The organism is Pseudomonas sp. WPR_5_2 (genome assembly GCF_003634475.1).
GTDB lineage: Bacteria > Pseudomonadota > Gammaproteobacteria > Pseudomonadales > Pseudomonadaceae > Aquipseudomonas > Aquipseudomonas izuensis.
The window spans coordinates 255,374-277,849 of sequence record NZ_RBLA01000005.1 but is presented as its reverse complement, the minus strand read 5'-3'; the positions used below and the strand labels follow the sequence as shown (position 1 = coordinate 277,849).

Annotated in this window: 21 protein-coding genes; 8 read left to right on the top strand and 13 right to left on the bottom strand. The window is 61.0% G+C overall.

What is annotated here, in order from left to right; genetic code table 11:
* Positions 1-220: 220 nt before the first annotated feature.
* The 3 genes from ilvD to BJ917_RS19650 form a co-directional block, all read right to left on the bottom strand.
* Positions 221-2,062: a dihydroxy-acid dehydratase gene (ilvD, locus tag BJ917_RS19660; protein WP_121104178.1), complete on the bottom strand. Its 1,842-nt coding sequence runs from the start codon at positions 2,060-2,062 to the stop codon at positions 221-223.
* Positions 2,063-2,404: 342 nt separating this feature from the next.
* On the bottom strand, positions 2,405-2,863 hold the full coding sequence (locus BJ917_RS19655; protein ID WP_096514376.1) for a transposase: 459 nt from the start codon (positions 2,861-2,863) through the stop codon (positions 2,405-2,407).
* A gap of 205 nt (positions 2,864-3,068) precedes the next feature.
* The gene (locus tag BJ917_RS19650; protein ID WP_007995488.1) at positions 3,069-4,265 is read right to left on the bottom strand and encodes a class I SAM-dependent rRNA methyltransferase; all 1,197 of its coding nucleotides are present in this window, start codon (positions 4,263-4,265) and stop codon (positions 3,069-3,071) included.
* A gap of 304 nt (positions 4,266-4,569) precedes the next feature.
* Here BJ917_RS19650 and BJ917_RS19645 point away from each other — a divergent pair, with 304 nt between their 5' ends.
* The 3 genes from BJ917_RS19645 (at position 4,570) to BJ917_RS19635 (ending at position 6,667) form a co-directional block, all read left to right on the top strand.
* Positions 4,570-5,379 carry an HDOD domain-containing protein gene (locus BJ917_RS19645; RefSeq protein WP_172901698.1) on the top strand — a complete coding sequence of 270 codons (810 nt, stop codon included), beginning with the start codon at positions 4,570-4,572 and terminating at the stop codon, positions 5,377-5,379.
* On the top strand, positions 5,372-6,184 hold the full coding sequence (gene mutM, locus BJ917_RS19640) for a bifunctional DNA-formamidopyrimidine glycosylase/DNA-(apurinic or apyrimidinic site) lyase (RefSeq protein WP_096514380.1): 813 nt from the start codon (positions 5,372-5,374) through the stop codon (positions 6,182-6,184). Before BJ917_RS19645 ends, mutM begins: the two co-directional genes overlap by 8 nt.
* Before the next feature lie 162 nt (positions 6,185-6,346).
* Positions 6,347-6,667: a multidrug transporter gene (locus BJ917_RS19635; RefSeq protein WP_096514381.1), complete on the top strand. Its 321-nt coding sequence runs from the start codon at positions 6,347-6,349 to the stop codon at positions 6,665-6,667.
* A 153-nt stretch (positions 6,668-6,820) separates the two neighbouring features.
* Here the strand turns inward: BJ917_RS19635 and BJ917_RS19630 are convergent, their stop codons facing one another.
* The 5 genes from BJ917_RS19630 to BJ917_RS19605 form a co-directional block, all read right to left on the bottom strand.
* The gene (locus BJ917_RS19630) at positions 6,821-7,072 is read right to left on the bottom strand and encodes a YfhL family 4Fe-4S dicluster ferredoxin (RefSeq protein WP_003195146.1); all 252 of its coding nucleotides are present in this window, start codon (positions 7,070-7,072) and stop codon (positions 6,821-6,823) included.
* 206 nt (positions 7,073-7,278) lie between these two features.
* Entirely contained in the window at positions 7,279-7,758 is a 480-nt protein-coding gene (gene coaD, locus BJ917_RS19620) for a pantetheine-phosphate adenylyltransferase (RefSeq protein WP_096514383.1), read from the bottom strand.
* A 115-nt stretch (positions 7,759-7,873) separates the two neighbouring features.
* Positions 7,874-9,469, bottom strand: a complete 1,596-nt coding sequence (locus BJ917_RS19615) for a GMC family oxidoreductase (protein WP_121104174.1) — start codon at positions 9,467-9,469, stop codon at positions 7,874-7,876.
* Between the two features lie 153 nt (positions 9,470-9,622).
* Positions 9,623-10,168 (bottom strand): twin-arginine translocation pathway signal protein, encoded by a 546-nt coding sequence (locus BJ917_RS19610; RefSeq protein ID WP_121104172.1) that lies wholly within the window; start codon positions 10,166-10,168, stop codon positions 9,623-9,625.
* 28 nt (positions 10,169-10,196) lie between these two features.
* Positions 10,197-11,627 (bottom strand): coniferyl aldehyde dehydrogenase, encoded by a 1,431-nt coding sequence (locus tag BJ917_RS19605; protein ID WP_096514386.1) that lies wholly within the window; start codon positions 11,625-11,627, stop codon positions 10,197-10,199.
* 146 nt (positions 11,628-11,773) lie between these two features.
* Between BJ917_RS19605 and BJ917_RS19600 the strand changes: the two genes are divergently transcribed.
* A complete protein-coding gene (locus BJ917_RS19600) occupies positions 11,774-12,448 on the top strand; it encodes a TetR/AcrR family transcriptional regulator (protein WP_096514387.1) in 675 nt (224 codons plus the stop codon).
* 85 nt (positions 12,449-12,533) lie between these two features.
* Complete coding sequence (locus BJ917_RS19595; RefSeq protein WP_121104170.1) at positions 12,534-13,388, top strand: sulfurtransferase; 855 nt, start codon at positions 12,534-12,536, stop codon at positions 13,386-13,388.
* Positions 13,389-13,492: 104 nt separating this feature from the next.
* Here BJ917_RS19595 and BJ917_RS19590 read toward each other — a convergent pair whose 3' ends face one another.
* The 5 genes from BJ917_RS19590 to BJ917_RS19570 form a co-directional block, all read right to left on the bottom strand.
* Positions 13,493-14,338 carry an AraC family transcriptional regulator gene (locus BJ917_RS19590; RefSeq protein WP_096514389.1) on the bottom strand — a complete coding sequence of 282 codons (846 nt, stop codon included), beginning with the start codon at positions 14,336-14,338 and terminating at the stop codon, positions 13,493-13,495.
* 3 nt (positions 14,339-14,341) lie between these two features.
* Complete coding sequence (locus tag BJ917_RS19585) at positions 14,342-15,340, bottom strand: hydrolase (RefSeq protein WP_096514390.1); 999 nt, start codon at positions 15,338-15,340, stop codon at positions 14,342-14,344.
* A gap of 63 nt (positions 15,341-15,403) precedes the next feature.
* Positions 15,404-16,012, bottom strand: a complete 609-nt coding sequence (rsmD, locus tag BJ917_RS19580; protein ID WP_096514391.1) for a 16S rRNA (guanine(966)-N(2))-methyltransferase RsmD — start codon at positions 16,010-16,012, stop codon at positions 15,404-15,406.
* Complete coding sequence (locus BJ917_RS19575; protein WP_121104168.1) at positions 16,012-17,502, bottom strand: pitrilysin family protein; 1,491 nt, start codon at positions 17,500-17,502, stop codon at positions 16,012-16,014. Before BJ917_RS19575 ends, rsmD begins: the two co-directional genes overlap by 1 nt.
* Positions 17,495-18,850: a pitrilysin family protein gene (locus BJ917_RS19570; protein ID WP_121104166.1), complete on the bottom strand. Its 1,356-nt coding sequence runs from the start codon at positions 18,848-18,850 to the stop codon at positions 17,495-17,497. Before BJ917_RS19570 ends, BJ917_RS19575 begins: the two co-directional genes overlap by 8 nt.
* A gap of 343 nt (positions 18,851-19,193) precedes the next feature.
* Here BJ917_RS19570 and ftsY point away from each other — a divergent pair, with 343 nt between their 5' ends.
* From ftsY to ftsX, 3 genes are read left to right on the top strand one after another with little or no spacing between them, the layout of a single operon-like run.
* Positions 19,194-20,720 carry a signal recognition particle-docking protein FtsY gene (gene ftsY / locus BJ917_RS19565; protein ID WP_121104164.1) on the top strand — a complete coding sequence of 509 codons (1,527 nt, stop codon included), beginning with the start codon at positions 19,194-19,196 and terminating at the stop codon, positions 20,718-20,720.
* Entirely contained in the window at positions 20,717-21,388 is a 672-nt protein-coding gene (ftsE, locus tag BJ917_RS19560) for a cell division ATP-binding protein FtsE (RefSeq protein ID WP_077046069.1), read from the top strand. Before ftsY ends, ftsE begins: the two co-directional genes overlap by 4 nt.
* Complete coding sequence (gene ftsX / locus BJ917_RS19555; RefSeq protein ID WP_121104162.1) at positions 21,385-22,407, top strand: permease-like cell division protein FtsX; 1,023 nt, start codon at positions 21,385-21,387, stop codon at positions 22,405-22,407. The genes ftsE and ftsX overlap by 4 nt, the downstream gene beginning before the upstream one ends.
* Positions 22,408-22,476 lie beyond the last annotated feature (69 nt).

Here is a 22,476-nt window from a genome sequence, read left to right as displayed (position 1 = left end):
ACGTACCGCCTTCGCCGGCAAGCCGGCTCCTACAAGTCTTGTGCACGACGCAAACCCTGTGGGAGCTGGCTTGCCAGCGAATAGGCCAGCACCTTCAACATCAATGTTGCCTGACACACCGCTTTCGCCGGCAATCCGGCTCCTACAAAGAGGCCTGGTTTCGGCCAGGCAAAAAAATGCCCCGCACTTGGCGGGGCATTTTTATGGGGGTGGCTGACGCTTACAGCCCGTCGAGCATCGCCTTGTTACGCACAGCACCCTTGTCGGCGCTGGTGGCCAACAGGGCGTAGGCCTTCAGGGCGGTGGTCACTTTACGTGGACGCACTTCCACCGGTTTCCAGCCTTTTTTGTCCTGCTCGACACGGCGCGCGGCCAGTTCTTCGTCGCTGATCAACAGGTTGATCGAGCGGTTCGGAATGTCGATCAGCACTTTGTCGCCGTCCTGCACCAGGCCAATTGCGCCACCGGCAGCGGCTTCAGGCGAAGCGTGGCCGATGGACAGACCGGAAGTACCACCGGAGAAGCGGCCGTCGGTAAGCAGGGCGCAGGCTTTGCCCAGGCCTTTGGATTTCAGGTAGGACGTCGGGTACAGCATTTCCTGCATGCCCGGGCCGCCTTTCGGGCCTTCGTAGCGAATGATGACGATATCGCCTTCCTTCACTTCGTCGGCGAGGATGCCGCGCACGGCGCTGTCCTGGCTTTCGAAGATCTTGGCGTTGCCTTCGAACACGTGGATCGACTCGTCGACGCCGGCGGTTTTCACCACGCAACCGTCGAGGGCGATGTTGCCGTACAGCACAGCCAGGCCGCCTTCTTGCGAGTAGGCGTGCTCGACACTGCGGATGCAGCCGTTTTCACGGTCGTCGTCCAGCGTTTCCCAACGGGTCGACTGGCTGAACGCGGTTTGCGTCGGGATGCCCGCGGGACCTGCCTTGAAGAAGTGATGCACGGCTTCGTCGTTGGTCTGGGTGATGTCCCACTTGGCGATGGCTTCTTCCATGCTGCTGCTGTGCACGGTCGGCAGCTGGGTGTGCAGCAGGCCGCCACGGGCCAGCGAGCCGAGGATGCTGAAGATCCCGCCGGCACGGTGCACGTCTTCCATGTGGTACTTCTGGATGTTCGGCGCGACTTTGCACAGTTGCGGCACGTTGCGCGAAAGACGGTCGATGTCGCGCAGGTCGAAATCGATCTCGGCTTCCTGGGCGGCGGCCAGCAAGTGCAGGATGGTGTTGGTGGAACCGCCCATGGCGATGTCCAGGGTCATGGCGTTCTCGAACGCCTGGAAGTTGGCGATGTTGCGCGGCAATACCGACTGATCGTTCTCGCCGTAGTAGCGCTTGCACAACTCGACGATGGTGCGGCCGGCCTGCAGGAACAGCTGCTCGCGGTCGCTGTGGGTGGCCAGGGTCGAACCGTTGCCCGGCAAGGCCAGGCCCAGGGCTTCAACCAGGCAGTTCATCGAGTTGGCGGTGAACATGCCGGAGCACGAACCGCAGGTCGGGCAGGCGCTGCGCTCGTATTCAGCGACTTTCTCGTCAGAAGCGCTGGAGTCGGCGGCGATTACCATGGCGTCGACCAGGTCGAGACCGTGGCTGGCCAGTTTGGTCTTGCCGGCTTCCATCGGGCCGCCGGACACGAAGATCACCGGGATGTTCAGGCGCAGGGAGGCCATCAGCATGCCGGGGGTGATCTTGTCGCAGTTGGAGATGCAGACGATGGCGTCGGCGCAGTGGGCGTTGACCATGTACTCGACGGAGTCGGCGATGATCTCGCGGCTCGGCAGCGAATACAGCATGCCGTCGTGGCCCATGGCGATGCCGTCATCGACAGCGATGGTGTTGAATTCTTTTGCCACACCGCCTGCGCGTTCGATTTCGCGGGCGACCAGTTGGCCCAGGTCCTTGAGGTGGACGTGGCCCGGTACGAACTGGGTGAAGGAGTTGGCAATGGCGATGATCGGCTTTTTGAAGTCGTCATCTTTCATCCCCGTGGCGCGCCACAGAGCGCGGGCGCCGGCCATGTTGCGGCCATGGGTGGATGTTTTCGAGCGGTAATCAGGCATGAAGCACTCCGGGCGGCTAATCAGGTATCAAAAGGGAAGTGAGCTTCTAGTGACGTCTGGAGTACCCGGAAATGGCCGTGTGTCCATAGGTTGCCGATAACTTTGCGGGATCGCCGCGCGCTTCAGCTTGAGCTCATAAACCCGCCGGGGATGACTGGCGATGAATGTTCGCGATTCTACACGGCTGGTGGCTGGAGGGAATGGCTCTGCGCATTCACAAGACGTTCGGCGACCGCCCCTGTAGGAGCGAGCTTGCTCGCGATAAACCGGAGAACGCCGCGGGGCAGCAGGTTCCCCGCGTTATCGTTGACGACCATCGCGAGCGAGCTCGCTCCTACAGTATTAAAGCCACATGGCATCCCACAGCGGGTAGTCTCCAATCCGAGTCACAAGCCCGGCCCGCAAAGGGTTGGCGATGATGTATCGGGCTGCTGCTTTAAGGTCTTCCTCGCGGCGCAGGGCTCGGTCGAAGTAACCCTTTTGCCATAGCGTTTCGTGGCGACCTCGTTGCTGGTTGATGGCGCGAGCACTTCTGGATTTGGCCGTTTGCATCAGTTTCGGTAAATCACCGTTTTGCAGCTCAATGAGCCAATGAAAGTGATCCGGCATGACAACCCAGGCTATTGAGGTGGCGCTGCCGGCTTCATGAGCTCTTCTGAATTCGTTCACTACCAAGCGTCCAACGTACAAATCATTGAAGATCGGTTGCCGTTCATGGGTGACTGCGGTCAGGAGATAGATGCGACCGGATGCCGAGTGGCGGCCGGTGCGTAAGCGGTGGGCTTTTGGCTTGCTGGACATTCCGTTGTCCTCTTCGGTGATTGGAAGGGAAACGGTAGGCGTGGAGTGGGAGGTTGTCGTTATGACAGTGGGTCGGGATGTGTCGCGAACCCTGTAGGAGCGAGCTCGCTCGCGATGAATTCGAAGACGCCGCGGGGGTCAGGTTCCCCGCGTTATCGTTGACGACCATCGCGAGCAGAGCTCGCTCCTACAAGGGTTTGGGTTGTTAGCTGTTTGGCAACAACCGGCAAGTAATGCTCTTGATGTAACGCGTTTCAGCAATCGCCGGATGCACCGGATGATCCGGACCCTGGCCGCCACGTTCCAGCATCTGGATATTACGGTCCAGGTGGCGGGCGCTGGTCAGCAGGATGTTCTGCAGGTCGTCTTCCGGCAGGTGCATCGAGCAGGAGGCGCTCACGAGGATGCCGTCCTTGGTCAGCAGGCGCATGGCTTGTTCGTTCAGGCGACGGTAGGCGCCTTCACCGTTTTTCATGTCTTTCTTGCGTTTGATGAACGCCGGCGGGTCGGCCACGATCACGTCGAAACGTTCTTCGCTGGCTTTCAGCTCTTTGAGGGCTTCGAACACGTCGCCTTCGATGCAGGTCATCTTCTCGGCAAAACCGTTCAGCGCGGCGTTGCGCTCGACGCCGTCGAGGGCGAAGGCCGAGGCATCGACGCAGAACACTTCGCTGGCACCGAACGCCGCCGCTTGCACGCCCCAGCCGCCGATGTAGCTGTACAGGTCCAGAACGCGTTTGCCCTTGGCATAGGGTGCCAGGCGAGCACGGTTCATGCGGTGGTCGTAGAACCAGCCGGTTTTCTGGCCCTGGATGACCGGTGCTTCGAATTTCACGCCGTTCTCTTCCAGCGCCACCCACTCCGGCACCAGGCCGAACACGGTTTCGACGTAGCGGTTGAGGCCTTCGGCATCACGGGCCGCGGAGTCGTTCTTGAACAGAATGCCGCTTGGCTTGAGCACTTGGGTCAGCGCCGCGATCACGTCGTCCTTATGGGCTTCCATGGTCGCCGAGGCAATCTGCACCACCAGGATGTCGCCGAAACGGTCGACCACCAGGCCTGGCAGCAGGTCGGAATCGCCGTAGACCAGGCGGTAGAACGGTTTGTCGAACAAACGATCTCGCAGCGACAGGGCCACGTTCAGGCGATGCACCAGCAGCGACTTGTCCAGCGGCAACTTGATGTCGCGCGACAGCACACGGGCGCAGATCAGGTTGTTCGGGCTCATGGCAACGATGCCCAGTGGCTTGCCGCCGGCGGCTTCGAGGATCGCCTGATCGCCGGCCTTGAAACCGTGCAAAGGGGTCGCCGCTACATCGATTTCGTTGCTATAGACCCACAAGTGACCGTTGCGCAGACGGCGGTCGGCGTTGGCTTTGAGGCGCAGGCTAGGCAGGGACATGACGTCGCTCCGGAAAAAAGAGCGGGAGTATAGCGTGTTGAGGATCGAGACAGGGTCGATGGGCGATGAAACGCTGATGGCCCTTTCGCGAGCAGGCTCGCTCCCACATTTGATCTGCAGCGTACACAAATCCCCGAGCCTGCTCGCGAAAGCGGTTTCAAATGGATGAAAGTTCCCGCGATGTGTTCACTGGTATGTCGGATCCAACTTTAAGAAGCTAGAATCTGCGCCTGACCCTGAGTGTGTACCTATGTCCCAAGAGTTGACGCCCGAACAGATCCAGCAATCCCTGCAAGGCATCAGTGTGCCTGCCCAACCGCAGATCATGGTGGATCTGCAGATGGAGCAGTACATGCCCGACCCGGATCTGGATGTGATCGCGAAGCTGATTTCCCAGGACCCTGGCCTCTCCGGTTCCTTGCTGAAAATCGTCAATTCGCCGTATTACGGCTTGACCACCAAGATCGCCTCGATCCAGCGCGCGGTGAATCTGCTGGGTAGCCGTTCGATCATCAACCTGATCAACGCGCAGTCGATCAAGGGTGAGATGAACGACGAAACCATCGTCACCCTGAATCGCTTCTGGGACACCGCACAGGACGTTGCAATGACCTGCCTGACCGTGGCGCAGCGCATCGGGGCCCAGGCCGGCGACGAGGCTTACGCCCTGGGGCTGTTCCACGATTGTGGCGTGCCACTGATGCTCCAGCGATTCCCCGACTACATGACAGTGCTGGAGCAGGCCTATGCCAACGCCGGCCCCGACTGCCGGGTGGTAGACACCGAGAATCAGGCGTTCAACACCAATCACGCCGTGGTCGGCTATTACACGGCCAAGTCCTGGCGCCTGCCGGACCACGTCACGGCGGCGATTGCCAATCACCACAATGCCCTGGCGATCTTCAGCGATGAGTCGTCGCGCAACAGCTCGCTGAAGAACCTGTTGGCGATCCTGAAGATGGCCGAGCACATTTGTGCGTCTTACCGGGTGCTGGGCAACCAGGCCGAAGACCATGAATGGAACAGCATCGGGCATCTGGTGCTCGATTACGTCGGCCTCTCGGATTACGATTTCGAAACCCTCAAGCAAACGATTCGCGACCTCCATGCCTGAACTGCCAGAAGTCGAAACCACCCGCCGCGGCATTGCCCCGCACCTGGAAGGCCAGCGCGTCAGCCGGGTGATCGTGCGTGATCGTCGCCTGCGCTGGCCGATTCCCGAGGATCTCGATGTGCGCCTGTCCGGCCAGCGCATCGTGCTGGTGGAGCGGCGTGCCAAGTACCTGCTGATCAATGCTGAAGTCGGCACCTTGATCAGCCACTTGGGCATGTCGGGGAATTTGCGTCTGGTGGAAGCCGGCCTGCCGGCCGCCAAGCATGAACATGTGGATATCGAACTGGAGTCGGGCCTGGCCTTGCGCTACACCGACCCTCGCCGGTTTGGCGCGATGCTCTGGAGCCTCGATCCGCTCAACCACGAATTGTTGATTCGCCTGGGGCCGGAACCGTTGACCGACCTGTTTGACGGCGACCGCCTGTTCCAGCTGTCCCGCGGGCGTTCGATGGCGGTCAAGCCGTTCATCATGGACAACGCGGTGGTGGTGGGTGTCGGTAACATCTACGCGACCGAAGCATTGTTCGCTGCCGGGATCGACCCGCGCCGCGAGGCCAAAAGCATTTCCCGTGCGCGGTACCTGAAGCTGGCGATCGAGATCAAACGCATTCTGGCTGCCGCCATCGAGCGCGGCGGTACTACGCTGCGTGATTTTATTGGTGGTGACGGCCAGCCGGGCTACTTCCAGCAGGAGCTGTTCGTGTACGGCCGAGGCGCCGAGCACTGCAAGGTCTGCGGCACGCAATTGCGGGAAGTGAAACTCGGGCAGCGCGCCAGCGTCTTTTGCCCGCGTTGCCAGCGCTGAAACGCCCGACTTGCAGGAGCCAGCTTGCTGGCGAAGGCGGCGTGTCAGGCGACATCGACGCTGTATTTGCCGACCTCTTCGCTGGCAAGCCAGCTCCTACAGGGTTTTGCCGTGCAGGCGGTCTATAGTCAGTGCGTGACTGTCTAGCCGAAGGACCGTGCCATGAATCCGTTTCGAACCCTTGTCGCTGCCTTGTTGCTGAGCGTCGGCACTTCAGCCGTCGCCAGCAGTGGCAGCGGTGATCCGCTTTACACCATTCAAAATCCACCTGCCTACGCGATGATGGGCGATCTGCTGATTGCTCGGCCTTTGCTGGTGGTGGCGACGGTGATCGGTGCAGGGGTGTTCGTGGTGTCGTTGCCCTTTACCGCGCTGGGCGGTGGGGTGGGCGATGCGGGGCAAGCCTTGGTGGTCGACCCGGCGAAAGCGGCGTTCGTGCGGTGTCTGGGGTGTATCGGGGAGGGGTTTGAGCAGCGCGAGTGAGTCTGTTGCATCTTCGGTGTGGCTGATGACGCTTTCGCGAGCAGGCTCGCTCCCACATTTCGATTTGTCATGTTAATCAAAATGTGGGCACACCCTGGATCTACTGTGGGAGCGAGCCTGCTCGCGAAGGCGTAGGTACAGGCAACACCAGCCTCAAGCCTTACCGGTAATCTTCCGGTACTTCTCCATCAACTGCTCTTCAGTCTCCGGATGGGCCTCGTCCAATGGAATGCAATCCACCGGGCAGACCTGTTGGCACTGCGGTTCGTCGTAGTGGCCCACGCACTGCGTGCACAGGTTCGGGTCGATCACGTAGATCTCTTCGCCCTGGGAAATGGCGGCGTTCGGGCACTCGGGTTCGCAGACGTCGCAGTTGATGCAATCGTCGGTGATGATCAGGGACATGCTAACTCCAGCCGGGGCGGCGGGCCCGGGCGCAATATATCAATGCGCTTAATTGTGCCGCATTGGCGCCTGTACTGCACGCACGTGCGACGTACTGTAGGAGCCAGCCTGCTGGCGATGAACCCGAAAACGCGGCGGGGTGTCAGGTTTCCCGCGTTATCGTTGACGTCCATCGCGAGCAGGCTCGCTCCTACAGTTTGCGGGGATTATTTCTTGAAGCGTTCGGTCAGTGCATCCGCTACCACAGGGTGTACGAACTTGGTGATATCACCGCCCAAGGCTGCAATTTCACGGACCAGCGTCGAGGAAATGAACGAATAGCGCTCGGACGGGGTCAGGAACAGACTTTCCACGTCCGGGGCCAGTTGCCGGTTCATGTTGGCCAGCTGGAATTCGTATTCGAAGTCCGACACCGCGCGCAAACCACGCAGGAACACGTTGGCGTTCTGCTCTTTGGCGAAGTGCGCCAGCAGAGTCGAGAAGCCGACGACTTCAACGTTCGGCAAATGTTTGGTGACCTCACGGGCCAGTGCCACACGCTGTTCCAGAGGAAACAACGGGTTTTTCTTCGGGCTGGCGGCCACGGCAATGATCACGTGATCGAACAGGCGCGAGGCGCGTTCGACCAGATCGCCATGGCCCTTGGTAATAGGGTCGAAGGTACCTGGGTACAACACTCGGTTCATCGCGTCGTCCTGGCGGGAGTGCGTTGGGGAATCGGATGGTATCGCAGCCTTACCGGTCGGCCAAGTCGCCTGTTGGGTAAGAAAGCACTATAGACGATAGGAATATTCGTCATTTTCACGGGTTTTTCAAACGTTCGGCCAAGGAAGTGGCCAGTTGCGCTGTCAGGCCATAGACCGACAATTGCGGGTTTGCGCCAATGCTGGTGGGGAACAGCGAGCCGTCATGTATCGACAGATTGCCCAGTTGATGATGCCGGCCGAGGCTGTCGGTCACGGCATTTTTCGGGTCTTCGCCCATGGCACAACCACCCATCACATGGGCGCTGCCCAACCGCGTGCGGTACAACTTCAGGCTGAGGCTGTCGATCAGCGTGCGCGCTTCGCCCAGGGTTTTTACATACCGTGCATCGGCGTGCATCGGCATGACCGCATTGGCGCCGCCGGCGAACTGGATCTCGGCCATGCTGTGGAACGCCCGGCGCAGCCCTTCCCAGACATAGGCCGAGACCGGGTAATCGAGCACTGGCGTGCCGTCGCCGCGCAACTCGACGCTGCCTCCGGGGCTGTCCGGGTGGAATCCGTCACGCATCAACGCCAGCATCGCGTGGGTGTGGGGCAGGTTGGCCATGTGCTGCGCATTTTCCTGGCCGAAACCGCCGAGCAGCGTCGCCGCCAGTGCCGGGTGCAGCGGAGGAACCTCCAGCTTGTAGCCGATTTTGCCGGTGGTGCCGTCCTGCCATTGGAAATGATCGGAATAAATCGACTGCGGCGCCCCATAGAACGGGTTGATCACCTCGTCGAACAGCCCGGCGGACATGTTCACCACATGCAGAAAGGTCCGTTTACCCAGGCGTTGGTGCGGATCCGGCGCGTCGGAACGCAATAGCAGCGCCGGGCTGTTGATCCCGCCGCCGGCCAATACGTAATGCCGTGCCTTGACCGTAATGCTGCGACCCGTGGGCTGGACGCATCGTTCATCCATCGCCACGCATTGCAGCCCGGTGACCTTGTCACCGCTGATAAGGAGCTTTTCCGCGCGGGCCAGGTAGAGCAACTCACCGCCCTTTTCCAGGGTGGCGGGAATGGTGGTGACCATCATCGATTGCTTGGCATTGGTCGGGCAGCCCATGCCGCAATAGCCGAGGTTCCAGCAGCCGCGCACGTTGCGCGGGATCACGTGCCAGCTGTAGTCGAGCTTTTCGCAGCCTTTGCGGATAACGTCGTTGTTGGCGTTGGGCGGTACCCTCCACGGCGCGACGCCCAGGCGCTGCTCCATTTTTTCGAACCACGGTGTCATGTTCGCCGGGCTGTGGCCTTTCACGTTGTGCTCTTTGGCCCAGTGTTCCAGGGTGGGTTCAGGGGTGCGGAAACTGGAGGTCCAGTTGATCAGCGTGGTGCCGCCCACGGCCCGCCCCTGGAGGATGGTGATCGCACCGTCCTTGCTCATGCGCCCGATGCCTTCCTGATAGAGGCTGGCGTAGGCCTGGTCTTCAAGCAGCTTGAAGTCGCTGCTGGTCTTGAGCGGGCCTTCTTCGATCAGCAGCACTTTGTAGCCCGCCGCGCTGAGTATTTCAGCGGTGGTCCCGCCGCCGGCGCCACTGCCGATGATCGCTACATCCGCTTCCAGGACCAGATCCTGGGTCAGTCGTGAGCCATCATGGGTTTTCCAGCCACGGGCCATGCCTTCGCGGAACGGGTCGGGTACGGGCATATTCAGGTTCTCTTATTATTTTGAATTGGGTGGTGATGCGGCTGACGCCATCGCGGGCAGCCTCGCTCCCACAGGGTTTGAGTCGTTTACAAAAGGGTGGACTACCTCAATCCTGTGGGAGCAAGGCTTGCCCGCGATGGGCGCGACGCGGTCTCAAACGGCTGGCGGCCCGGGATACCCGCAATGCGCCCACGACTCCTTGCGCCCGTACCAGGCCATCATCACCAGTTGCACCAACGAGCTGTGGCCCATGCGCAGCAGGCTCAGCGAGCTGTTCTGCCAACGAGCGAGAAAGTGCCGGATCTCGTCGCCGCTGGCGTTTTCCCAGCTGCCCCAGATACCGGTGAGCGGTCCACGGGTCACGGCCATGCCCAGCACATCGAATAATTGGCGGGTCAGCTTGAGCATTTCCGGCGACAAGTGGTCGAGGCTGTAATCCAGGCTTTTCAAGGCGCCTTCGACAGCGTCGGACTTGTGCTCAACGGCCACGGCACCGTCGAGCATCACCGGAATCAATGCTCGCAGAAACATCAGGTCGCCACTGCGCAGCGCCGCGAAACCGCTGGCCGGAACGCTCGATGAGCAGCCGCTGAGGCTGGCTCCCAACCCGGCGGTGGCAAGAAAGGCGCTGGCGCCCAGGCTGAACTTGAGCAGGCCGCGCCGTGACAGCGCGGGAGAATCACAAAAGCTTGGGCTCATTATTGTTATTACCCGATGGTATTGAGCGTTAGCGGATGAACAGCTTCTGGATCAGTTTCTGGATGGATTTGCCGTACGGGGGGTAGATCAGTTTCGCCGCGTTGAAGCGTTGTTTGATCAGCACCCCCTTGGCCTTGCTGAACGTCAGGAAGCCTTCGTGGCCGTGGTAATGGCCCATGCCCGAGGCACCGATGCCGCCGAATGGCATGTCATCCTGGGCGACATGCAGCAACGTGTCGTTGAGGCATACGCCACCGGAATGGGTTTCATGCAGCACGCGGTTCTGCTCGCGCTTGTCATAGCCGAAGTAATACAGCGCCAGTGGGCGAGGGCGCTGGTTGATGTAGGTAAATGCTTGATCCAGCTCCTTGTAGGGCACGATCGGCAGCAGCGGGCCGAAGATTTCGTCCTGCATCACCGTCATGTCGTCGTTGACGTTGAGCAGCAAGCTATGCCCCATGCGACGGCCCTGACCCTGTTCGAACAGCGGGACCAGCAATGCGCCTTTACTGGTGGCGTCGCTGATATAGCCGTTGAGTCGGGCCAGTTGTCGGTCATTGATGATGGCGGTGTAGTCCGGGTTGTCAGCCAGTGTCGGATAAAAGCCGCGCACCGCCTGGCGATAAGCCTCGACGAACGAACCGACACGGTCTTCCGGCACCAGCACATAGTCCGGGGCCACGCAGGTTTGCCCGGCGTTGAGGGTCTTGCCGAAGGCGATGCGTTCGGCGGCATCCTTGAGCGGCACATCACGGGAAACGATAGCCGGGGACTTGCCGCCCAGTTCCAGGGTGACCGGTGTCAGGTTCTCCGCCGCCGCGCGCATCACGTGTTTGCCAATGCTGGTGGCACCTGTGAACAGCAAATGATCGAAACGCAGCCGGGAAAACGCCACGCCGATATCGGCCTCGCCCAGCACCACGCAAACCAGGTCTTCGGGGAAAATTCGTCCCAGCAATTGCTTGAGCAGCAGGCCGGTGGCGGGGGTCGATTCGCTGAGCTTGAGCATCACCCGATTGCCCGCCGACAACGCACCGACCAGTGGCCCCATGGCCAAATACAACGGGTAGTTCCACGGCACGATCACCCCGACCACGCCCAGTGGCTGGTAAACCACTTTTGCCGAGGCCGGCTGGAAGGCCACGCCGACCTTGCGCCGCGATGGGCGCATCCAGTTTTTGAGGTGCCGACTGGCGTAATGGATGCCGTGCAGGCTGGGCATCAGCTCGGCGAGCAGGGTTTCATCGGCGCTGCGGTGGCTGAAATCCTGGCTGATCGCGTCGATCAGGGCTTGACGTTCGCTATTCAATAAATCACGCAACGCCTTGAGCCATTGTTGGCGCTGTGCGGCAGGCGGCATGGGGTTGGCGGCGTAGGCGGCGCGCTGCGCGTCAAACAGGGCCTGGAGTTCTTCCAGAGGAAGCTGCAGATCTTTGAGGTAGGAAATTTCGGCAGTCATGGTCGGCTCCGGATTTATTGTAATGAGGCACTTTCTAGAGTCTATACTCTAGAAAGTCAAATGACATCCAGGCGCAGCTTTGTTTTATCCCTGTCCGGATAGGTCGTAAGATGCCCGTCAACGCACTCTGAATTTAAGCTCAAGCCATGGCCCCAAGGATAAAAACCAGCGAGCGCATCGTGCAGAACAGCCTTGAGCTGTTCAATCAGCAGGGCGAGCGCAGCATCAGCACCAACCACATTGCTGCCCACATGGAGATTTCCCCGGGCAACCTGTACTACCACTTCCCCAACAAGCAGGCGATCATCGCCGTGCTGTTCAGCGAGTACGAAAGCCTGGTGGACAGCTTCCTGCGCCCGCCCCAGGGCCGGGCGGCGACGGTGGAAGACAAGCGCTTCTACCTCAAGGAGTTACTCTCGGCGATGTGGCGTTACCGGTTTTTGCATCGCGACCTCGAGCACTTGCTCGACAGCGATCCGGACCTGGCCGGGCGTTATCGACGTTTTTCCCAGCGATGCCTGATCCAGGGCACGCACATCTACGAAGGCTTCGTCGACGCCGGCATCCTGAAGATGAATCGGGTGCAGATCGAATCCCTGACCCTCAATGCCTGGATCATCCTCACGTCCTGGGTGCGTTTTTTGTGCACCACGCGGGAAAACTCCAGCCACCTCAGCGAGCAGGCGATCAAACGCGGTGTTTATCAGGTGCTGGTGCTGGAAGCCGGGTTTGTCACCGATCAGGCGCGTGAGGCAGTCGACGCGTTGTTCGAGGAGTTTTACGTGCCGCTGGCCCAGGCGCTTGAAGAGTCGGTGAACTAGCCAGCTTGAACTAGCCGCCGTGAATACGCTGCTGTGAAATAGAAAGTGCAGCAGCATCGAAATCCGCCCATCACAGGAGCCCGTTATGCCCATAGCGCAACTGATCAGCCCGCAAGCGTTGGACTTGAAAAAGGAGCAACCGGGGCTGGTGATTCTGGATTGTCGTTTTGCCCTGGAGGATCCGGATTACGGACATCGCAGCTATGCCGAAGGCCACATCGCCGGGTCAAGTTTTGCCGATCTTGAGCGTGATCTCAGCGGGAAAGTGGTCAAGGGGGTGACCGGGCGTCATCCGTTGCCCGAGCCGGCCGACCTGATCGAGCGCCTGCAGGCCTGGGGCATCGACAATGACAGTGAAGTGGTTTTGTACGATGACGGCCCGGGTGCCTACGCGGCGCGGGCCTGGTGGCTGCTGGCGTGGCTGGGCAAGCGTGACGGCGTGTTTATCCTCGATGGCGGGCTCAAGGCCTGGCATGCGGCGGGTTTGCCCCTGAGTCTTGACGCACCAGCGATCAATCGTGGCAGTTTTACCGGAACGCCTGACGCCTCACTGTTGCTCAGTGCCGAAGAATTGCACAAACGCCTCGACAAGCCCGAGTTGACCTTGCTCGACGCCCGCGCCTTGCCGCGCTTCAAGGGTGAAATGGAGCCGATCGACCCGATTGCCGGACACATTCCCGGCGCGCAATGCGCTGCGTTCACCGACAACCTGGGCGCCGATGGGCGTTTCCTGCCGGGCGATCAACTCAAGCAGCGATTCGCCGCGAAACTGGGTGGCCGTTCGCCGAATGATCTGGTGGCGTATTGCGGGTCCGGTGTGACAGCGTGCCATAACCTGTTTGCCCTGTGCCTGGCCGGTTATCCACTGGGTGCGTTGTATGCCGGGTCGTGGAGCGAGTGGATCAATGATCCTGGGCGCGGGATCGCTACCGGCGAGTGAACACTGATCCCCCCTGTGGGAGCGAGCCTGCTCGCGAAGACGGAGTACCAGCCGACTTAAATGTTGACGGACACACCGCTTTCGCGAGCAGGCTCGCTCCCACATTAGATAGGTGTCGTGATCAATTGCCGCGCACTGCGGTACGCCCCCGGCCCCACCCCATATACCTGCTTGAACTGCCGGCTCAGATGGCTCTGGTCGGCAAACCCCAGCTGCGTGGCAACTTCCAGCGGCAAGCATCCTCCCTGCAACAACGCCCGCGCCCGGGCGATGCGCTGTTGCATCAGCCAGGTGTGCGGCGGCATGCCGGTGGCGCGGCGAAATACCCGGGCGAAGTGAAAGGGTGACAGATTCACCGCTGCCGCCAGTTCTTCCAGCGAAGGCGGTTCCGCCAGCTGCGCGTACAGCAGCTCTTTGGCCAGCGTCACCGCCCGGTGTTCCTTGCCCGGTTTGCCGGCATCCGCAACGGCCGCGTGACGCTGCAACAGCGATAGCATCAGCTCGCGCCAGGCCGTCTGCTGTTGCAGGGCCGTGGATGAGCTTTCCAGCAAACGATGCAATTGGCAGAAACCGTTTACCAGGTCCGGGTCGCGGTACAGCGTGGCGCCGAACGCCGGGAGGTTGTGGGTCGGCAGTTCGAGTTCGGCCAGCAACGACAGAATCTGACGACTGTCCGGATAAAACGCCCGATACAACCAACCGTCCTCCGTACCCTTGTGACCGGTGTGCAGTTCGTCCGGATTGATCAGCACCAGCGTGCCGCTGCCCGCCAGATGCTCGGCGCCGCGATAGCGGTAACGCTGGGCACCGGCCATGATCATGCCGATCACGTAGCCGTCATGCACGTGGGGCGCGAAGCGGTGTTCGATGTAGCGCGCCGACAATAACTCGACCCCAGCCAATGGCGCCGTTTGCCAGAAATGGATCGATTCGCCCTGATCAGCCCCCATGACTTACTCGCGGCCCATCGTGGCCAGCCACTGGGGTATGCGCCGTTCCAGGTAGTAACCCGGCTGCCGGACTGAACCGTCGACAAACCCGACATGCCCACCCCTGGCCTGTAATTCGAATTGCGTGCAGGCAGACAACTCATCGGTTTGCGGCAGGCTGTGGGGAAAGACAAAGGGATCGTCGGCTGCCTGAATAATCAGGGTCGGCGTACGAATTTCCCCGAGGAAATAGCGGCTCGACGCGCGACGATAGTAATCCTCTGCATCGACGAAGCCGTTCAGTGGCGCGGTCACCCGGCCATCGAAATCCCAGAACGTGCGCAGGTTTTCCAGCGAGCCCAGCGCTGCCAGTGCTGCCAGGCCATCCTCGCGCCCGTCATGCTGGAATTGGCGTTGCTTGTTCTTGATGTAGGCCAGCATCTCGCGCATGAAGTGGGCCTGATAGACCTTCGAGAAACCCTGGCCGATCCGGTCGGCGCACTGATCCAGGCGAAACGGTACCGATACCGCCACCGCGCCTAGCACGCCGCTGTCGTGACCGCTCTCGCCCAAGTGCTTGAGCAGGACATTGCCCCCCAGGGAATAACCGACCGCGTACAGCGGTGCGAGAGGCCGTTTGGTCCGCAGGTGCTGGATGGTTTCGGCCAGGTCTTCGCTGGCGCCGGAATGGTAGCTGCGCGGCAATAGATTGGGTTCGCCGGAGCAGCCGCGCCAGTTCAACGCAACGCTGGCCCAGCCCCGGTCACCCAATGCTTTCTGCATCCCGGCCACGTAAGGCGAATTCGACGAACCGGTCAGCCCGTGCAGCACCAGCACCAAGGGCGCGTCTGCGCTGTGCGGGCCATGCCAGTCGAGGTCGAGGAAGTCGCCATCCTCGAGCCACAAGCGCTCTCGCTCACGCTGGATATGGATGGTTTTGCGCCACAGCGGTCCCCACAAGGTTTGCAAGTGCGGGTTGCCGAGGCCCAAGGCGGGGATGAAGCGTTCTGACGGATGGGACACGATTGTTCTCGAAGCCGCGGCGCACGCCTGGTTTGAGGCGTGCGCTTTGTTCAGGCCGGTCGATCAGCCGGCGATCTCTGCCATGCGTTGCCACAACGAATAATAGACCCGCCCGGACTTTTGCTCCCGGTGCAGGCGCCAGTTGCCCGGCAGGCCGAGTGTCGACGGCGCGGATTCGCTCTCGGTGTACACCCAGGCATCCTCGGCCAGCCACTGGCGTTCTTCGAGCAGTTTGCAAACGGCGGGCAGCAGGTTCTGGTTGAACGGCGGGTCGAGGAACACCAGGTCGTAAGCCGTTGCTGTCTGGGTTTCCAGATAGCGCAGGGCATCGGCGGTCTGGACTTGGCCGGTGGTGCAGCGCAGCGTACCCAGGTGTTCCTTGAGGTTGGACACTGCGAGGCTGCTGGCATCCAGCGCCTGGCCCATGGCTGCGCCACGGGACAAGGCTTCAAGAAACAGCGCGCCGCTGCCGGTGAACGGGTCGAGCACCTTGGCGCCTGGAACGTACGGCGCGAGCCAGTTGAACAGGGTTTCACGCACCCGGTCCGGCGTCGGGCGCAGGCCCGGGGCATCGGGGAAGCTCAGCTTGCGGCTGCGCCATTCGCCACCGATGATGCGCAGCTGGTTGACGCCGTTGTGCACGGGTTTTTTGGATTTCGATTGAGTGGCCATTAATGCTCCGGAACCCCGAGCGGTTGCTCGGCAGGTTTATCAGTAGGGGCCGGTAACGGCTTTTGCGGCACGGTCGGGCCAGCGCTGACGATGACCATTTTATCCGTGCTCAGGTGTTTGTTCAGTGCGGCCCTGACTTGCTCCACGGTCAGGTCCTGGGACTGTTGCATGAAGTCTTCCAGATGACTCAACGGCAGGTTGTAGAAGCCGATTGCACCCAACTGGCCGACGATGTCGGCATTGCTGGCGGTGGACAGCGGAAAGCTGCCGGCCAGTTCGCGCTTGGCGTCGTCGAGTTCTTTTTCGGTCGGCCCGGTCTTGAGGTAGTCGGCTAGGACGTCCTGCACCAGCTTCAGGGTGCCTTCGCTCATTTCGGCGCGGGTCTGCAGGTTGATCATGAACGGACCGCGCGCCTGCATCGGCGTGAAGCCCGAATACACACCATAAGCCAGGCCGCGCTTTTCGCGCACTTCGCTCATCAGTCGCGTGCCGAAACCGCCACCGCCGAGGATCTGGTTGCCCATGGACAGCGCCGCGTAATCCGGATCATCCCGATCGATACCCAGTTGCGCGAGCATCAGGTTGGTCTGTTTAGACGGGAACTCGATGTGGCCGATGCTGGCCTTGGGCTCGGCCGGTTGCGGGATTTTCGGCAGCGCCGGGCCTTTCGGCAGGGCAATGGATACCTGGGCGGCAATGGCTTCGGCCTCGGCGCGAGACAAATCGCCGACCAGCGCAATGATCACATTACCCGCCGCATAGGCTTTTTCGTGGAACGCGCGCAGCTGCGCCAGGGTGACGGCCGGAACGGTTTTCGCCGTGCCGTCGCTGGCATGGGCGTACGGATGATCGCCATACAAGCGGTTCATCAACTCAAGGCTGGCCAGTTTGCCGGGGTTCTGTTTCTGGTATTCGAAGCCGGCGAGCATCTGGTTTTTGATGCGGGTAAAGGAGTCGGCGGGGAAGGTTGGTTTACCGACGACTTCGGCGAACAGCTTCAAGGCCGGTTCACGCTTGTCCACGGCGCTGAGGCTGCGCAGCGACGCGACGGCCATGTCCTTGTAGGCACCGTTACCGAAATCGGCGCCCAGGCCTTCGAAGCCCTGGGCAATGGCGCTGACATCCTTGCCGGCCACGCCTTCGTTCAGCATGGCGTTGGTCAGCAATGCCAGGCCAGGGGCGTCGCCATCCTGGCTGCTGCCGGCGGCAAAGATCAGGCGCATGTCGAACATGGGCAGTTCGCGGGCTTCGACGAACAGCACCTTGGCGCCTTCGGCGGTGTTCCAGGTTTGCACGTCGAGTTTGCGGTGACTCGGTGACTTGCCGTTGAGTTCTGTCAACGATTGCAGCTTCTGGCTGGCCTTGGCCTTGTCCAGTGCTTCGCTGGCACTGGACTCGCCGGTCCTGGAAAAATAGAAGGCGGCAGACCCGATCAGGGCCACAGCGAGCAGGCTGACCAGGGCCAGCCGAGGTTTCTTGGACTCACTCATGAGTCGTCTCCTCCGGCAGTACATGGGCGACGCTGAGACGTTCGCGGGTGAAATACAGCTTGGCGGCTTTCTGGATATCTTCCGGTGTCACGCTTTCCAGTTCGGCGAGCTCGGTGTCCATCAGCTTCCAGGACAGGCCGACCGTTTCCAGTTGGCCGATCGCGGTGGCCTGGCTGGTGATCGAGTCGCGCTCGTAAACCAGCCCGGCGATGACCTGCGCGCGCACGCGTTCCAGTTCTTCAGCGGACGGCGCGGTGGTTTTCAGTTGTTCGAGCAGTTTCCACAAACCGGCTTCGGCCTGGGCGATGGTCTTTTTCTTCTGGCTGTTGGGCGTTGCCGACAGGGAGAACAGGCTGTCGCCCCGGGTGTAGGCGTCGTAACTCGACGAACCGCCGGACACCAGTTCTTCGCCACGCTCCAGTTGAGTCGGGATGCGCGCGCTGTAGCCACCGTCGAGCAGGGCGGAAATCAGGCGCAAGGCATTCACCGAGCGTTTGTCTTCGGTCGTGGCGATGCTCGGCACGTTGAACGCCAGCATCAGGCTGGGCAATTGGGTCTTCACGTGCAGGGTGATCTGCCGCTCGCCGGGCTCGGCCAGTTCCAGCGGAATCTTCGCCGGCGGAACGTCGCGCCTGGCGATCGGCCCGAAGTAACGCTGGGCCAGGGTTTTGACTTCTTCCGGGGTCACGTCACCGACCACCACCAGCGTGGCGTTGTTCGGCACGTACCAGGACTGATACCAGTGGCGCAGCTCTTCGACCTTCATGCGGTCCAGATCCGCCATCCAGCCGATGGTGGGCGTGTGGTAGCCGCTGGCCGGGTAAGCCATGGCCTTGAAACGCTCGTAAGCCTTGGACATCGGCTTGTCGTCGGTACGCAGCCGACGTTCTTCCTTGATGACTTCGATCTCGCGGGCGAACTCGTCGGCCGGCAGGCGCAGGCTGGCCATGCGGTCGGCTTCAAGCTCGAAGGCCACGCCCAGGCGGTCGCGGGCCAGTACCTGGTAATAGGCGGTGAAATCGTCGCTGGTGAAAGCGTTTTCTTCGGCGCCAAGGTCGCGCAGGATCAGCGAGGCTTCGCCAGGGCCGACTTTCTCGCTGCCCTTGAACATCATGTGTTCCAGGGCGTGGGACAAACCGGTCTGCCCAGGGGTTTCGTAGCTGGAGCCGACCTTGTACCAGACCTGGGAAACCACCACCGGAGCGCGATGATCTTCGCGCACGACGACCTTCAAACCATTGTCGAGGGTGAATTCGTGGGTGGGTTGTGGATCGGCAGCCAAAGCTGAGAGGGGCAGACAAACTGTGCTGAGCAGCAGGCCTGCGGCGCGGCGGGCTAGAGCATTCATTCGTTTTTAAACCTGTTGGGCTGCCCGCTTGGTCTTAGCCTAGGCGGGCGAGGAGGTGCTAGGATACTGATCCGTTTTACTGGCGGCCACGCCTATCAGGCCTTTGTGTTTGATCAGGTTGTATGGGTTTTCGGCAGAAGACTGGGTTTTGTCAACTAAACTCTGCTTTTTCACCGATTTTGCCGCTTTAGTCCTTCGTGAAATCGTTTCCGTGAGGTGCCGTTCGCACCTCGACAAAATGTTGCGCGTGAACAAGCTGGGTCAATCGCAGTCTGTTCTGCATCGAATATTTATTTGCCGGGGCGCCCGTTGGCGCGTCGCTACCGTGAGATAGCCGTCCCCCATGTTTGGTTCCAACGACGACAAGAAGACCCCAGCTGCGGCTGGCGAGAAAAAAAGCCTGTTCGGATGGCTGCGCAAAAAACCGCAGGAACCCGCCGTCGAACAGCCACAACCACTTCCTGAGCCTACACCTGCGCCGGTAATAGACGCCGAGCCCGCGCCGGCAGTATTGCCGATCGCCGACCCGGTGCTGCAACCGGTGGTGGAAGTCGAACCTGAAATCGTGGCCGAACAGCCTCTGCCTCCAGTCGCCAAGCCGTGGCTGACCTTGCCTGTGGCGGAAGAGCCGGTGGCACTGGTCGTGGACGACTTGGCGCCGCACGTTACACCGTCGATTCCAGCAGCCTCCACGTTTACACCTGAGCCGGTTCAGGCTCCGGTGGTTGAGCCGGTTGTGGCGCCCGTGGTTGTCGCCGAGCCTGCGCCCGTTGCGCCCGTTGCGCCCGTTGCGCCCGTTGCGCCAGAGCCTGTGATTCCTGCATTCGTTGCTCCGGCCGCACCGGTTGTTCAGGCACCGGCACCGGCACCGATTGTCGCTGCGCCCATTGTTGTCCCCGCAGAAACCCCGGTCGAGCCACCACGCACCGAAGAAACCAAAGCCGGGTTCTTCGCCCGTCTCAAGCAAGGCCTGTCCAAGACCAGCGCGAGCATCGGCGAAGGCATGGCCAGCCTGTTCCTGGGCAAGAAAGCCATCGATGACGAGTTGCTCGACGATCTCGAAACCCGTCTGCTGACCGCTGACGTCGGTGTGGAAGCCACCTCGGTGATCATCCAGCGCCTGACCCAGAAGGTCGCGCGTAAAGAGCTGGCCGATTCCGATGCGCTGTACAAATCCTTGCAGGGCGAGCTGTCGGCAATGCTCAAGCCCGTCGAGCAACCGCTGAAAATCACCTCGCAGAACAAGCCGTTCGTGATTCTCGTCGTCGGTGTCAACGGTGCCGGCAAGACCACCACCATCGGCAAGCTGGCGAAGAAGCTGCAGCTGGAAGGCAAGAAAGTCATGCTTGCTGCTGGCGATACTTTCCGTGCCGCGGCGGTCGAGCAATTGCAGGTCTGGGGCGAGCGCAACAAGATTCCGGTCATCGCCCAGCACACCGGCGCCGACTCCGCTTCGGTGATTTTCGACGCCGTGCAGGCCGCCAAGGCCCGTGGCATTGATGTGTTGATCGCCGACACCGCCGGTCGCCTGCACACCAAAGACAACCTGATGGAAGAACTGAAGAAGGTTCGCCGGGTGATCGGCAAGCTCGACGCAGACGCGCCTCACGAAGTGCTGCTGGTGCTCGACGCCGGTACCGGCCAGAACGCCATCAACCAGGCCAAGCAGTTCAACCAGACCGTCGCATTGACCGGCCTGGCGCTGACCAAGCTCGATGGCACCGCCAAGGGCGGGGTGATTTTTGCCCTGGCCAAGCAGTTTGGCCTGCCGATTCGTTATATCGGCGTCGGTGAAGGCATCGACGATTTGCGCACCTTTGAAGCTGAACCCTTTGTCCAGGCACTGTTTGCCGAGCGGGAGCGTTCATGATTCGTTTCGAACAGGTCGGTAAACGCTACCCGAACGGTCACGTCGGCTTGCATGAGCTGAGCTTTCGAGTCCGTCGTGGCGAGTTTCTGTTTGTCACCGGCCATTCCGGCGCCGGTAAAAGCACCTTGTTGCGGTTGTTGCTGGCCATGGAGCGTCCGACCAGCGGCAAGCTGCTGCTGGCCGGGCAGGACCTGAGCACCATCAGCAACGCGCAAATACCGTTTCTGCGCCGACAGATCGGCGTGGTGTTCCAGAACCACCAACTGCTGTTCGATCGCACCGTATTCAACAACGTCGCGTTGCCGTTGCAGATTCTTGGGCTGTCCAAGGCCGAGGTCGCCAAGCGTGTGGATTCGGCCCTGGAACGCGTGGCGCTGTCGGACAAGACCGATTTGTATCCCGGCGACTTGTCCACCGGTCAGCAACAGCGCGTCGGCATCGCCCGTGCCATCGTTCACCGCCCGGCCTTGCTGCTCGCGGACGAACCGACCGGTAACCTCGACCCGCGCCTGGCGGCGGAAATCATGGGTGTGTTCGAAGACATCAACCGCCTGGGCACCAGCGTGCTGATCGCCAGTCACGACCTGGCCCTGATCGCGCGCATGCGTCACCGCATGCTGACCTTGCAGCGCGGTCGATTGATCGGCGACGGGGAGGCCGGCGTATGAGTGCAACACGTAGTCCCAAGGTTTCCGAGCGTGTGGCGCCGAAAGCCGCCGACCCGCAGCCGCAGAAGAAAAAACACGACGATGACGATGGGCCGGACTTTGCCACGTTGTTTCGTGCATGGATCGAAAGTCATCGCGCCAGTCTGCTGGACAGTCTGCGTCGACTGGGCAAGCAACCCATCGGCAGCTTTTTCACCTGCCTGGTGATGGCGGTGGCCCTGAGTTTGCCTATGGGGCTGTCACTTTTGCTAAGTAACGTGGAACGTCTGGGTGGCTCGTGGCAGCGCGCGGCACAGATTTCCCTGTACCTGCAACTCGAAGCCAGCCCGGCTGATGGCGAGACGCTGCGCGAGCAGATCAAGGGCATGCCCGGCGTGGCCGATGCCGAGTACGTCGGTCGGGACCAGGCGCTGGAAGAGTTCCAGCAACAATCCGGCCTGGGTGAAGCGCTCAAGGAACTGCCGGAGAACCCGCTGCCGGGCGTGGTGCTGGTGACCCCAAATGAAGTCGACAAGCCCGCGCTTGAAGCATTAAGACAAAAACTTTCCGAGCTGCCGAAGGTACAACAGGCGCAGCTTGATCTAGTCTGGGTCGAGCGTCTGGCAGCGATCCTCAAGCTGGGTGACCGTTTTGTCTTCGGTCTGACCGTGCTTCTGGTTTCTGCATTACTTTTGGTGATAGGCAATACCATTCGTCTTCATATTGAAAACCGCCGCACAGAGATAGAAGTGATTAAACTCGTCGGTGGCACTGACAGTTATGTGCGCAGGCCCTTCCTTTATATGGGCGCGCTTTATGGCTTTGGTGCGGGGATTTTTTCCTGGGGTGTGCTGGCGTTCGGCCTGAACTGGCTGAACGACGCGGTAGTCGGGCTGGCCGGTTTGTATGGCAGCGATTTTGCGCTGGCCGGTGTCCCGGTAGCCGACGGTCTGTCTCTCTTGCTTGGCGCGGTGCTGTTGGGGTATATCGGTGCTTGGATTGCAGTCGCTCGCCATCTGAGGGAGCTTGCGCCAAAGTAATATCATTTTGCTCGTATTGACCTTTCAGCTTTTTTGGGAACTTGTTTTTCGGTTTCCGGTCAATTTCGG